The organism is Hamadaea sp., from assembly GCF_013362815.1.
Classification (GTDB): Bacteria; Actinomycetota; Actinomycetes; order Mycobacteriales; family Micromonosporaceae; genus Hamadaea.
The window spans coordinates 1-12,103 of sequence record NZ_JABFVK010000085.1; the positions used below are offsets into that span (position 1 = coordinate 1).

Below are 12,103 nucleotides of genomic sequence, written 5' to 3' on the forward strand. Positions count from 1 at the left end.
GGTTCGACCGTGACGAATCCGCGTCCCGGTTCGACCGTGACGAATCCGCGTCCCGGTTCGACCGCGACGAATCCGCGTCCGGGTTCACAGTGGACGATGAGGTAGCCGTGGCGAGGATGGTTGCGGAGGAGCCGGACCGGCATCCGTGGCGCGTGGTCGACGCCGCCCTGGATCGCCTGACCTGCCCGGACTGCGGGCACCGGTTGAGCCGGGGCCCGGCCGGCTGCCCCGCCTGCGACCTGGCCGACGGCCACCGGTACGCCGCGATCGAGGTGGACCGGCCGGGTGTGCCGCCGGGGAATGAGCACGCCATCCGGGTCAACGTCGCCGTCGTACGCCGAGCGCACGTCCACTCGCCGGCCGAGGTGCTGATGCGCCGGGCGATCCTGCCCGCGCTGCTGGCCGGGGCGCTGCCGACGATCGCCGAAGCGCAGCGCATCGGGGCGCTTGGCAAGCGCGGGATCACCTATGCCGAACTCGCGCCGATGGTCGCCGAGCTGGCCGCCCGCGTTTCCGCACCGGTGGAGCCGTAGGCGAAACCGCCGAGCACGGTGACGATGTCCCGGCCGATCCGGTCCCGATGACCGGTGTCGTGCGCGAGGTACGCCTTCGCCGTGCGTACGCCCGACCAGGTGGCGTAGAAGCTGACCGACCCGTCGGGAGCCAGCCCGCCGGTGGCGTAGAACGGATGCGGGCGCCCGGCGTTGTCCACCACGCCGTCGCAGATCTGCACCCAGCGCAGCGTCGCCGGGTCGAGCGCCTCCCGGCCGCCGACACGACCGCCGACAACGTCGCTGACACGACCGCCGCCGACGCCTCCGACGAGGTCGGCGTCGAGCACCACGTACAAGTCGGCGCGCCCGTCGGCGTCGACGCTGTGCGACCGGACTCGGAACCGGTAGTGGCCGAGCAGCCCGCCGAGGTAGAAGAACGAGAAGCCGGGGAAGGCGCCGTCCAGGGTCGTGCGGAACTCGTCGTCGGGGATCTGCGAGTACGCGAGGTCGCTGAGCCCGGTCCCGGTCACGTGCCCGCCGACGGTGTACGCGGGAGTCACCGGCCAGCTGTGCGGACCGCTCGGGGCGTACGACGCCACGATGGGAAAGGTTGCCATGCGCCCATTCGACCGGAGGTGATGTTGCCTCGCCGTAAGCGTCTGCGATGACGCGGGGGCAACATCGGACAGCTCCGGCATGGTTGACTGGTGATCATGGCTGTGAACGCGGGCGACGCCGGCACCTGGACCCTGGGCGATCGAGTGGTGAACCGGATGGGCTTCGGCTCGATGCGGATCACGGGGAATCCCGATCCGCAGGTCGCGATCGGCGTACTGCGCCGGGCGATCGAGCTAGGCGTCAACCACATCGACACCGCCGCGTACTACTTCGAGGCGAACTTCGCGACCGAGCTGATCCGGTCCGCTCTCACGCCGTACCCGGACGATCTGGTCATCACCACGAAGGTCGGTTTCTTCCGGGACGACGCCGGGGACTGGCACGAGGCGCGGTCGCCCGAGAACCTGCGCGAGCAGGTCGAGGACAATCTGCGCCGGCTCGGCCGAGACCACCTCGACGTCGTCAACCTGCGCATCATCAAGCGCGCCGGTCGCGACTCGATCGCCGAATCCTTCGGCGCGCTGGCCGATCTGCGGGCCGAGGGCCTGATCCGGCACCTCGGTATCTCCAACGTCCGTGTCGACCATCTCGACGAGGCGCAGGCGATCGCGCCGGTGGTCTGCGTACAGAACAACTACGCGATCGACAACCGCGCCGACGACGAGTTGCTGCGCGTCTGCGGCGCGCGCGGCGTCGCGTACGTGCCCTTCTTCGCCATCGCGGGCTCCGCGCGGGAGGGCGGCGCGACGTCCGACCACAGCGAGGCCGTGTCGGCCGTCGCGGCCCGTCACGATCTTTCTCCTCATCAGGTACGCCTGGCGTGGACTCTCCACCAGGGTGACCACGTGCTGGCGATCCCGGGTACCTCCAACCAGACGCATCTGGAGCAGAACATCGCCGTGGCCGGGGTCCGCTTCACCGACGCCGACCTGGCCGAGCTCGCCTGACCGTCAGAGCCGGAGTTCCAGCGTCAGCTCGTCGTGGAGCGGGATGCCGTGTTCGCCGGTCTCCGGAATCGACGGTTTGAGGGCCCGGGCTGCGTCCACTGCGCCGGGACTTACGCGCACGATCCGCAGCCCGCGTCGCTGGTAGAACCGCAGCGCGTCCAGGTTGTCGTTCGTGGTGACCAGCCAGACGCGCGTCAGCGTCGTGCGGCGAGCGACTTCGACGACGGCGGTCAGCAAGGCACTGCCGACCCCGGTACGCCGTTCCGCGGCGTCCAAGCTGACGACTTCCAGGTCCTCACCTGCCACGGAGTACGTGAGGAGTCCCACCACCCGGCCGTCCCGTTCGGCCACCAGGGCCGGCAGCTCCGCCGCGTCGTACGCCGTCCCATGCGCGACGACGATCGTGCCGCCCCACGACGCCGTCAGCACCTCGGCGATCGCCGCCCGATCAGCGCTGGTCGCGGGCCGGACTCGCAGATCTCCCATGGCTCTCCCTCAACTGGAGCGCTACTCGGCGAGGCGGTACGCGCGTCGGCCCGACAAGTCCACCGCGAACGCGTCCGGCAGCTGTAAATCGGCCCAGAACTCCCCGGGATCGGCCAGGCCGATCGCTTCGGTGAGCCACCCGGTCAGCGCCATCCCGTGACTGGCCACCACGAGCGGCCGGTCCCCGGCTTTGATCCGCCACTCGGCGATGCCCGCCCCGAAGCGAGCCGTGACGTCGGCATGGCTCTCCCAGCCCGGATGCGCCACCCCGTCGACGTACGCCCGGCGCCGGGCCCGGAAGTCGCCGTCGAACGGCTCGTCCCGGCGTACCTCGCCGAAGCGCTCGTCGATCGACACTTCGCCAGACGGTTCGAGAGTCTGGTACGCCTTAGGTTCCGCACTGGCGACGAAAAGCGCCCCGGACGGCAGTCGTCGTCGCAGGGCGATCGCGGCCGCCCGCCCTTCCGGGCTCAGCGGCCACTCCTCGGCCGGCCGATCCGGCCCGTACGCCGGCATCGCATGCCGCACCAGAACGAGCACTATTCCATCCCCTTCCGGTGCCTGGCCGACGCATGGGTGATCCACACGATCTTCTTCGTCCGGTCGACACCGAACCAGATGCGCCCTCCGGCCGTGACCTCATACTGCCATTGTCGAAGGGGCCCTCGAGCTTTGCCGCAAGCTCGGGGTCCGCATGATCGTCGGCTTCCGACGATCAGTGCACGGAAACACCCACGAATGTCGGAAGCCGACGATCATGGCAGTTCGGGTTACCACGCGGTGCGCCGGTGTCGGAATCTGACTGGAGGCGTACCCGCCCGGGGGTTCCGATCAGTCGCGACGCTTGCCTACGGTGGCCGGTGTGGACGAATCCATGCTGGTCACGGCGCTGTCGCGGGGTGACCGGGAAGCTTTGAGTTCCGCATACCGGCGGTATGCCGGTCGGCTGCGGGCGTACGCCTGGCGGCTGTTGGGCGACACCGGCGGCGCGGACGCTGTTGTGCAGAGCACCTTCGACCTGGTCGGCTGGCACGCCGACGAGCTGCGGGATCCGCATCGGCTGCGGGCGTGGCTCTACGCGATCGTCCGGCACGAATGCCGGCGGCGGTTGCGGGGGCGGGATGCCGACGAGGCGCGGCCGCCGGAGGCGGACGGGGTCGATCCCACGGCCGCCACTCGTTCGGCGTACGCCGTCGACCTCGTCCGGGCGGCGATGACGACGCTGACCGCCGCCGAACACGAAGTCGCCGAGCTCTCGGTACGCCACGGGCTCGCCGCGGCGGAACTCGGCGCGGTGCTGTCGGTGTCGCCGGGGCGGGCATACGACCGGGCGACCGAGGCGCGTACGCGATTGGAGGAGGCGCTCGACGCCCTCACCGTGATGGTGGACGGACGCTGCCGAGTCGTGCGTACGCTGCCGGGCCGGCCGGGGAAGCTGAGCCGGAAACGGCTGCGGCGAGCGGTCGAGCACGCCGCCGCCTGCGGCGCCTGCCGCACCGTACGCCGGGAGCTGCCGTCGGCGTCGACGCTGCTCAGCCGGTACGCCAGTCTGCCGTTCGTCAACGCCTCGACCTGGTTGACCGTGCGGTCGGCCCCGGATTCTCAGCCGAGATGGAGTCGGCGTACCGGGTTCCCTCGGCCGCCGGTGAGCCGGACTCGGCGAGTGCTGGTCGCGGTGGCTTCGGTGGGGGTCGCGGTCGCGCTCGCCGGTGGCGCGCTGAAATACGCCGGCGAACCGTCGTCCCAGGTCAGCGCCCGGGAGACGCCGTCACCCGTCACGAGCCCCACACCCGAGGCCACCATCACGGCCGGGCCGACGAGTACGCCCACGACGTCAGCGGCTCCCAGCACGTCCGGAAGCCCGGTCACGAGAAGTCCGGTAGTGAGAGCGCTGCCGCCCGTGGTCGTGAACGCGACGGTCACCGTTCAGACGGCGGCGAGCGCCACCTGCGGAGACAAGAGCCGGTTCGTGCTCGCGGTGACGGCGACGGCGGGCGCCGACCTGGCTGCGGCCACGTTGACGTGGCAGGCGGGAGACACCCGGACTGCGGTCATGACGGTCGACGTGCGCACCGCGTACGCCGAAGTGTGGTCGGCCAAGCCGCGCAGCCCGATCACTTGGTGGGTCAGCGTGACCAGCCGCGACGGGCGTACGGCGAGCACCCCTGCGGTGACGACCGGGCACCCCTGTGTTTGACCGACCGCATTCCTCCTCGGGTAGCGCCGCGCGCGAGATGAGTTACGGTGTGAGCCCATGGGACTGCTCGACCGGCTCGTCGGATCGCCGCGGGACAGGTTCGCCGCTGCGGCGGTGCGAATCGCGCGGCGGCTGCCGGGCGTCACCCGGGTGCGGTACGACCGGGGGCAGTTCGCCGTGGTCGTGGAGCGCCCCGGTCGGCGTACGCCGGCCCGAATCGACCTGGCCGGCGTGTATGCCGAGACGCGGCGGGTGTCCCGGGCGGCTCGGCGGCGCATCCTGACCCATTTCGTCCGCGGGGTGACCGCCGCGCCTGAGGTTCCGGAGACCTGGGAAGCGGCCCGGCCCCGGTTGCGCCCGGTGTTGCGGGCGGCCACCTTCGGCCAGGCCGGTAGCCCCGGCCAGCAGCCGCCGATCTCCCGGGCGGCCCTGCCGCACCTGCGCGAGCTCGTCGTCGTCGACCTGCCCGAGTCGATGGTGTACGTCTCGGTGGCGCACGTCGAGCGCTGGGGCGTCACGGTCGAGGAGATCTTCCGGGCGGCGCACGACAACCTCGCCGTGCTTGCCGACCGTACGCTGCGCCACGAGTTCGAAGAGGGCGCGTTGATCCGCATGGTCGACAGCGGCGACGGCTACTTCACGTCGTTGTTGCTCTCGCCGGGCTGGCTGGCCGAGGTTTCCCGGCGGGCCGGGGACCGGGTCGTCGCCTTCGTCCCGAACTACACGAACATGGTGTTGTGCCCGGTCGGCACCGGCGCGATCGGCCAACTCTTCGACATCGTGGAGCAGGAGTACGGCGATGCGGCCAACGGCTTGTCGCCGGTCGGGTACGTGGCCGACGACTACGGACGAGTGGTGCCGTTCGCGCCGGGGCCGGACGAGCCGGATCACCTGCCCGCCCGGCGGGCCGAGGTGATCCTAGCCGTCACCCAGTACGCCGCCCAGACCGCTTGGCTGGGCTCGCAGTACGCCCAGGCCGGGATCGAGGTGTTCGTCAGCGGCCTGCTCGCCGACGTCCGCCCGGAGTCGCCCGCGGTCACCGTGGCGACCTGGTCCGACGGCATCGCCCAACTGCTGCCGCGGGCGCATTACGTGCTCTTCCAGCGCTCCGACGAGCCGGGTCCGCTCGTGCCCTGGGATGTCGTCGTGGAACGCGTCGGTCTCGAACCCGAACCGTTGCTGGCACCGGCCCGGTATCGCGTCGACGGCTGGCCGCCCGCCGAGGTCATGGACGAGCTGCGCGCGCACTCGATCGGCTGAGCGGCCGCGCTGCAGGTGCTCAGCCGGCCACCGGCAGCCGCAGGGGACCGCGAATCGTCGTCGCGTTGCGGCGGCGTACTCGGCCGGCAAGGCGCAGTCCCGGCCGTCGCTCGGCGAGCACCTGCAGCGCGATCGTCGCCTCCAGCCGGGCCAAGGGCTGCCCGACGCAGTAGTGGATGCCGCTGGAGAAGGCGAGATGATCGGCTTCCCGCTCGCGTGCCAGATCGAACACGCCCGGCCGCGCGTAGACCTCCGGATCGCGATTGGCCCCGCCGATCATCGTCAGCACCCACTGTCCCTTGTGGATGACGCGACCGCCGAGCTCCACCGGTTCCAGCGCGACGCGCGAGGTCCGCTGCACCGGCGGGTCATAGCGCAGGGTCTCCTCGACCGCCTGGGGCGCGAGGCCCACGGGGTCGTCGCACAACGCGCGCCACCAGGCCGGATGCCGCTGCAACGCCAGCACCGCGTTGCCGATCAGGTTCGTCGTGGTCTCGAATCCGGCGATCAGCAGGAGTACGCACATCGGGAGCAGTTCGGCTGGTTTGATCTGATCGCCCTCCACGGCGACGAGCCGGCTCACGATGTCGTCGGCGGGTTCGCGGCGACGCAGGTCGATCAGGTTCTCGAAAAGCGCCCGGAGTTTCGCTTCGTCGGCGGCCAGGCGGGCGGCGTGCCGCAGCCCCCGGATGCCGTCGAGCGCGCCGCCGATGACCATCCCGTAGCGGGCGAACTCCTCGGCGTCGGCGTCCGGTACGCCGAGCAGCTCGGTGATCACGGCGATCGGCAGGGGAGCAGCGTACGCCGAGACGAGATCGAATCGGTCGCCGGCCCGGTCGAGCAGGGTGTGCACGGTGTTCTCGATGCGCTCGCGGTACGCCGCGGTCGCCTTCGGACTGAACGCGGGCTGGGCCAGCCGCCGCAGTCGGGTGTGGTCCGGCGGATTCATGTCGAGGAAGGACAGGTCGAACTCGTCATCGCGGCCGGCCGTCCCGGCGGGGCGTACGCCGAATCGCCGGTCCCGCAGCACCGAGTCGCAGATGTGGTGGCTGGTCGTGGCCAGGTTGCCGAATCGTGTCGGCAGCATCGGCCCGGCCGCCCGCATCTGCTCGTAGATCGCGTACGGATCCTGCCGCCCCGGTCGCAGTTGCAGGCGCGCGATCGGGTCACGCCGCAGATAGCCGGCCCGCAAGGTGTCCGCACGCTGCCGCCACAGTTGCGCCGCAAAGGAGAGCGTGCTCATGCGATCACCGTCCCGAGGCCGGTGAGGAAGGTGGACAGGACGAGGTCGGGCGCGTCGGCCGGGGCGAGCTTGCCGTTCATGACGCACTCGGCGGCCACGTAGATGAGCGAGTAGAACGTCTGCAACAGCCACCACGGCGGGGCCGTACGCAGAACGCCGTGAGCCTGCGCGCGCTGGAGGACGGCGAGCCCCCGGGCTTCGACCGCCTTCCACCGATCGGTGATCTCGACGACGTGGTCGAAGGCCGGCGTACGCCACAGGAACTCCAGCTGCGGCCCGATCGGGACCATCGCCTCGGCCAGCGCTCGCAGCCCGCCGTCCGGACCGTCCGGAATGGACTCGACCGCGCCTTCCCACAACTCCAGCGCCCGATGGGCGACCGCGTACAGGAGGTCGTCGCGGGTGGCGTAGTGCTTGTGCAAAGTGGTGCGCCCGATCCCGGCCGCCCGAGCCACCTGGGCGAGCGAGGCGGCCGGATCGGTCACCAGAACCTCGGCCGCGATGTCGAGCAGCGTCCGACTCTGAACACTCATGTTCGCGACGGTACGCCGATGTTCGTAATCGGACAAGAGTCGTCGCCAGGTAAGGTGCCGATCATGATCCGCCACTCTCTCCCGGCCGGGAGCCGCGCAGCGGGCGAGCCGCCCTTTTGGCGTACCGGTGAAGTGATCCGATGGCAGGAGCGTGCGCCGGACTGGCGACCTGGCCGCCCGTGGAGCGTGACGCCGGTACGCGTCGTGCGCGACGATCCCGCAGGCCTGGTGGTATGGCTGGCCCCCGGTACGCCGCGCGTCGTGCCGCTGCTGCCGGGCGGCGGAGATCCGCGGTCGTTGCCGCTGCCCGAGCTGTTCCGCTCGCCGCGCGAGGCGACGCGAGTCCGCTGGCGTGGCCCGGGTGTCCTGATCCACGCGCCGTCCGGTATGCCGTGGTCGGTCTGGCTGTTCTGGTCCGAAGCGGGCGAGTTCAGCGGCTGGTACGTGAACCTGGAGGAGGCGCACCGGCGCGACGCGGACAGCACGTGGACCTGCGACCACGAGCTCGACGTGTGGATCGAGCCGGATGGCGTGGCCCACCTCAAGGACGAGATCGAGCTGGCCGCCGCCGTCGACGCGGGCCGGTTCACGACCGAGGAGGCGGAGGTGCTCCGGTCCCGGGCCGTCGACGCGCAGGAGGCGTACGCCGCCCGGCACTGGGCCTTCGACGCCGAGTGGACGACGTGGCGACCCGATCCCGAGTGGACGGTCCCGTCCCTCTAGGTTGTTTGCCGCACAGGTTAACGACGTTGCCGACGGCGGGTTGAGCGTCGGAGGCTACGCGCCATGCAGACTCTCAAACGGATGGCGCTCGTAGTGGCGCTGGCGGTTCTTGGTACGACCCTGGTGGACGCCTCGCCGGCGATGGCGTTTCCCCTCTGCACATCCTGGAAACAGGTCACCGCGACCGACGGCACCGGTCAACAGGTGTTCGTGCCGGCCACCGCCGGTGGTGACGTCAGCTGCACCATGTACCGGGGTCTCAGCAACCAGGCGGTCGGCATCCTCCAGAAGACGCTCAACTACTGCTATGGCAAGAGCCTGGTGGTGGACAACGACTTCGGGCCCGCCACCGAGGCTGCGCTGATGGATGTCCAGCGGCTCTACGGCCTCGACGACGACGGCTGGTACGGCGTCTTCACCCGGGACAAGATCAGCCACCACCCCATCACCAAGGGAGAGCTCTGCGGCAAGTACAACGGGCCCGGCGGCTCCTGACTCGTCGGCAAAGGGCCCCGGCTCAGCCGGGGCCCTCGAGTAGGACGAGACCAGCCGGAGTCTGGGTGTGGATGACGCTGTTGCGATGCCGCACGCTGGCGACGAGCCCGGCGTCGCGAAGGATGGCCAGGTGCCGGCTCGCCGCCGGGACCGATATCCGCAGCCGGAGGGCGATCTCGGTGGTCGTCAGGCTGGCCGCCGACGCCAGCACCCCCGCCCGGGTGGCGCCGAGCAGCGCGGCGAGCGGCGCATGCTGCGCGGCCGCTCGGAGCCGGGAGGTGTGGTCGAGCGGATAGACGAGGACGGGCGGCAGGTTGCTGTCGGCGAGCACCATGAGTTGGCTGGCTCGCTTGAAATAGCACGGGATCACCGTGAGGCCCCGGCCGCCGAGGTGGATGTCACGGTCGGAGTCCATGCCCCAGGACCCGATGTGCAGGACGCCGTCGCGGAAGTACGCCGTGGGATGCAGCCCGCTGAGCATCGCGCCGATGCCCTCGTCGACCAGTTGACGCACCCGCACCGAACGGTCGGCGTCGAAGGCGGCGGCGATCTCGGCCCAGTGAAAGTCGAGGGCGACAGCTCGATAAAGCCGAAAGCCACGTTCGAGCCGGTGCAGCGCCGTGAGTTCCCCGTGGTACAGGCCGTCCACGGCACTCCGCCGGCGGGACGGCACGGTGACCAGGGAGACCTCCCTGCGCAGCTGGGCGCTCGGCGTCGACAGCACGGCTTCCAGCCCGGCCTCGAAGCCCTCCCTCGACTGGGCCGGCGTGAGGAAGTCCGGAAAGTAGCCCAGTGGCGGGTTCATCATGAACAGCGGCTGAAGGTCGTCCTGGAAGGCCGGATTGCGCCGGATGGCGTGCACGACGGCGGCCCGCCACGGGGCCAGCATCAACGGAGTGTCGCGCGACCGTAGGTAGTGCATGCTCAATGCCGCTTCCCACAGCGGGTCCGGCTGCGGGGCCAGGCGCGTATTGGCCAGGTCCGTCGCGGTGAAATGAATCCTCAGCATGTGCACCTCCTGACCGTTGGCCGGCACCTTTGGCGACTGTTGACGAGCCGTCGACGTGAGCGGGATCGCACAGCATGCCACGAGCAGGACCGTCGCGCGACGACGGTCCTGCTCGCCCCCGCTGTCAGCTGACGTAGCCGGTGGCTGTCAGTTGACGTAGCTGGTATCGGTCCACGTGTCCTCGGTCGGCATCCGGAACCAGGACACCCGGTCGGAGAGGCGTTCGCGGATCTTGAAGAACCGCCCGCTGCGGCGCCCGATGTAGTCGTAGTAGACGTAGGTCGAATCCTGGGACGTGAAGCGGAATCCCCATACGGGGTTGAGGTTGGAGGCCTCCCAGGTCTTCGGACCGGCCCAGCCGTCGACGGGGATGTCGGGTGAGTTGTAGCTGTTGTAGAGCTGCTGCCACTGCAGGGTCGCGGATTCGGTGTTCGGGCCGAAGACTCCGTCGACGTCGTCGTAGCCCACGTCCGCCCAGAGGCGCCGTTGCCAGAACCGGACCACGTTGCCGGTGTTGACGCACGAGGACTGCTTGCAGAGGGTCAGGACGCCGTAGTAGCCGGTCGCGGCCGAGGCGGGCGGCGGCGCGACGAGCGCCCCGCCGAGCACCAGGGCGAACGCGACCGCCAGCCGCGTGGCGACGGCGACGGTACGCGACCGGGCCGAGCGGACGAGTGAGTTCATGCGGCTCCCGTTCTCGAAGGATCGAACGGACCGCATCCTGCTGGACCAGTAATCGGCGGTGCCACGTGTTTGCGCCGAGACGAAAACAAGCTGCTCCGCCTAGACGCGCCGCTGGACGTGCAGCAGGTACTCCTTTCGGTCGAGCGGATTGTGATCGGTACGCCGCCGAGCCGGCAGCGGGCCGCGTACGGGTTCGTAGTGGGAGAAGGCGAACTCGAGCACCCCTTCGCCCCGGGTGACGCCGGGCAGCACCACCTGCAAGTCGTGCACTCGTGCGGCCGGGATCTCGCCGTCGAGCCGGGCCGTCCCGCCCTGGAGGACGGGGGTGCCCGGGGTCGCGCCGAGCCGAGACAATGCGGCCGTCACCCCGCTGAGGGCGTCGACCGGGAACTCCAGATCGAATCGGTGCACCGGTTCGAGGACCTCCGTGCCGGCCTGGGCGAGCGCGCTCATGAGGACCAGCGGCGTCAGGTTGCGGAAGTCTCCGGCCGTGCTCGACATGCTCTTGTCGAAGCTGCCATGGGCGTGGCTCTGCCGGGCCCAGTAGCCCGAATGCGTCATCGTCACCACGCAGTCGGTCACCGGCCAGCCGCGTAATCCCTGCTCCAGTGCTTCGTGAACCGTCTCCTCGACCGCCTTGAAGAACGAGTACGGCATCGAGCCCAGTTCGACCTCGAGCTGGAACGTCACGCCGCTGCCGGGCGTACCGGGGTCGAGGCGCAGCCCGACGGTCGCCAGGAACGGGTTGGGCTCCTTGGCGATGAACTCCACCGACGCTCCCGTTCCGATCGGCCGCTCGATGCACAGCGTGGTCGTCTCGCGGAAGGTGACGTCCAAGGCGTACTGCTCGGCCAGGGTGGTCTGGATGACCTCCTTCTGCACCTCGCCGTAGAGCGACAGGAAGAACTCCTGACGCAGGTCGTCCTTGCGCAGGTTGATCAGCGGGTCCTGCTCGGCGAGCTGGGTCAGCGCCACATGGAGTCGGCCCTGCCGCGCCGGGTCGGCCGGAACCACGACCGTCTCCAGGGTCGGCGGCGCGAAATACCCACCGCGTACGTTCGGCACCGGGCCGAAGGTGTCGCCGATGCGTACGTCGGTCAGGCCCCAGACCTTGGCAATCCGTCCGGCGGTCGCCTCATCGCGGGAAACGGCAGCGCCGCCGTGGAAGAGCTGAAGGGCGGTCACTTTCGCCTCGGCTCCGCGCATCGGTATCCGGTCGCGGACCCGCAAGGTCCCCGTCACGATCTGCGTGTACGCGATCTTCTCCCCGGCCGGGCCCCGCTCGACCTTGAACACGATCCCCGACAACGGGCGATCTGTGGCCGGGACCTGCGACGGCAACAACCCCGGCAACCCCGCCAGCAAGGCGTCCACCCCGTCACCGGTGATCGCCGACCCCGCGTACGCCGCCTGC

13 protein-coding genes and 1 pseudogene are annotated in these 12,103 nt (G+C 70.2%); 6 read left to right on the forward strand and 8 right to left on the reverse strand.

The features are described from left to right. Positions 1-533: pseudogene (locus HOV77_RS29975) on the forward strand (hypothetical protein); the annotation flags it as partial. Here the strand turns inward: HOV77_RS29975 and HOV77_RS29980 are convergent. Next, entirely contained in the window at positions 467-1,111 is a 645-nt protein-coding gene (locus HOV77_RS29980; protein ID WP_290868195.1) for a hypothetical protein, read from the reverse strand. The pseudogene HOV77_RS29975 and the gene HOV77_RS29980 overlap by 67 nt on opposite strands. Positions 1,112-1,207: 96 nt before the next feature. Here HOV77_RS29980 and HOV77_RS29985 point away from each other — a divergent pair, with 96 nt between their 5' ends. After that, a complete protein-coding gene (locus tag HOV77_RS29985) occupies positions 1,208-2,059 on the forward strand; it encodes an oxidoreductase (RefSeq protein ID WP_290868198.1) in 852 nt (283 codons plus the stop codon). Positions 2,060-2,062: 3 nt separating this feature from the next. On the opposite strand, the gene HOV77_RS29990 is transcribed toward HOV77_RS29985, so the two are convergent. Together HOV77_RS29990 and HOV77_RS29995 are read right to left on the reverse strand one after the other, a co-directional pair. Then, positions 2,063-2,545 (reverse strand): GNAT family N-acetyltransferase, encoded by a 483-nt coding sequence (locus tag HOV77_RS29990; RefSeq protein WP_290868200.1) that lies wholly within the window; start codon positions 2,543-2,545, stop codon positions 2,063-2,065. A 21-nt stretch (positions 2,546-2,566) separates the two neighbouring features. Next, complete coding sequence (locus tag HOV77_RS29995) at positions 2,567-3,085, reverse strand: histidine phosphatase family protein (protein ID WP_290868203.1); 519 nt, start codon at positions 3,083-3,085, stop codon at positions 2,567-2,569. A gap of 322 nt (positions 3,086-3,407) precedes the next feature. Here HOV77_RS29995 and HOV77_RS30000 point away from each other — a divergent pair, with 322 nt between their 5' ends. Beyond that, positions 3,408-4,742, forward strand: a complete 1,335-nt coding sequence (locus tag HOV77_RS30000; protein ID WP_290868206.1) for a sigma-70 family RNA polymerase sigma factor — start codon at positions 3,408-3,410, stop codon at positions 4,740-4,742. 57 nt (positions 4,743-4,799) lie between these two features. After that, positions 4,800-6,002: a DUF1444 family protein gene (locus tag HOV77_RS30005; protein ID WP_290868209.1), complete on the forward strand. Its 1,203-nt coding sequence runs from the start codon at positions 4,800-4,802 to the stop codon at positions 6,000-6,002. 19 nt (positions 6,003-6,021) lie between these two features. On the opposite strand, the gene HOV77_RS30010 is transcribed toward HOV77_RS30005, so the two are convergent. Next, positions 6,022-7,245, reverse strand: a complete 1,224-nt coding sequence (locus HOV77_RS30010; RefSeq protein ID WP_290868211.1) for a cytochrome P450 — start codon at positions 7,243-7,245, stop codon at positions 6,022-6,024. Further along, the gene (locus tag HOV77_RS30015) at positions 7,242-7,778 is read right to left on the reverse strand and encodes a TetR family transcriptional regulator (protein ID WP_290868214.1); all 537 of its coding nucleotides are present in this window, start codon (positions 7,776-7,778) and stop codon (positions 7,242-7,244) included. The genes HOV77_RS30010 and HOV77_RS30015 overlap by 4 nt, the downstream gene beginning before the upstream one ends. Positions 7,779-7,841: 63 nt before the next feature. Between HOV77_RS30015 and HOV77_RS30020 the strand changes: the two genes are divergently transcribed. Both HOV77_RS30020 and HOV77_RS30025 read left to right on the forward strand, forming a co-directional pair. After that, the gene (locus tag HOV77_RS30020; protein WP_290868218.1) at positions 7,842-8,501 is read left to right on the forward strand and encodes a DUF402 domain-containing protein; all 660 of its coding nucleotides are present in this window, start codon (positions 7,842-7,844) and stop codon (positions 8,499-8,501) included. Between the two features lie 63 nt (positions 8,502-8,564). Then, positions 8,565-8,996, forward strand: coding sequence for a peptidoglycan-binding domain-containing protein (locus HOV77_RS30025; protein WP_290868220.1), 432 nt, complete (start codon positions 8,565-8,567; stop codon positions 8,994-8,996). Between the two features lie 22 nt (positions 8,997-9,018). On the opposite strand, the gene HOV77_RS30030 is transcribed toward HOV77_RS30025, so the two are convergent. From HOV77_RS30030 to HOV77_RS30040, 3 genes are all read right to left on the reverse strand, one after another. Further along, positions 9,019-10,005 carry a winged helix-turn-helix domain-containing protein gene (locus HOV77_RS30030; protein ID WP_290868222.1) on the reverse strand — a complete coding sequence of 329 codons (987 nt, stop codon included), beginning with the start codon at positions 10,003-10,005 and terminating at the stop codon, positions 9,019-9,021. 147 nt (positions 10,006-10,152) lie between these two features. Further along, complete coding sequence (locus tag HOV77_RS30035; protein WP_290868224.1) at positions 10,153-10,689, reverse strand: peptidoglycan-binding domain-containing protein; 537 nt, start codon at positions 10,687-10,689, stop codon at positions 10,153-10,155. Between the two features lie 99 nt (positions 10,690-10,788). Further along, the coding region (locus tag HOV77_RS30040) for a GTP-binding protein (protein ID WP_290868227.1) at positions 10,789-12,103 on the reverse strand (1,315 nt) is incomplete at its 5' end.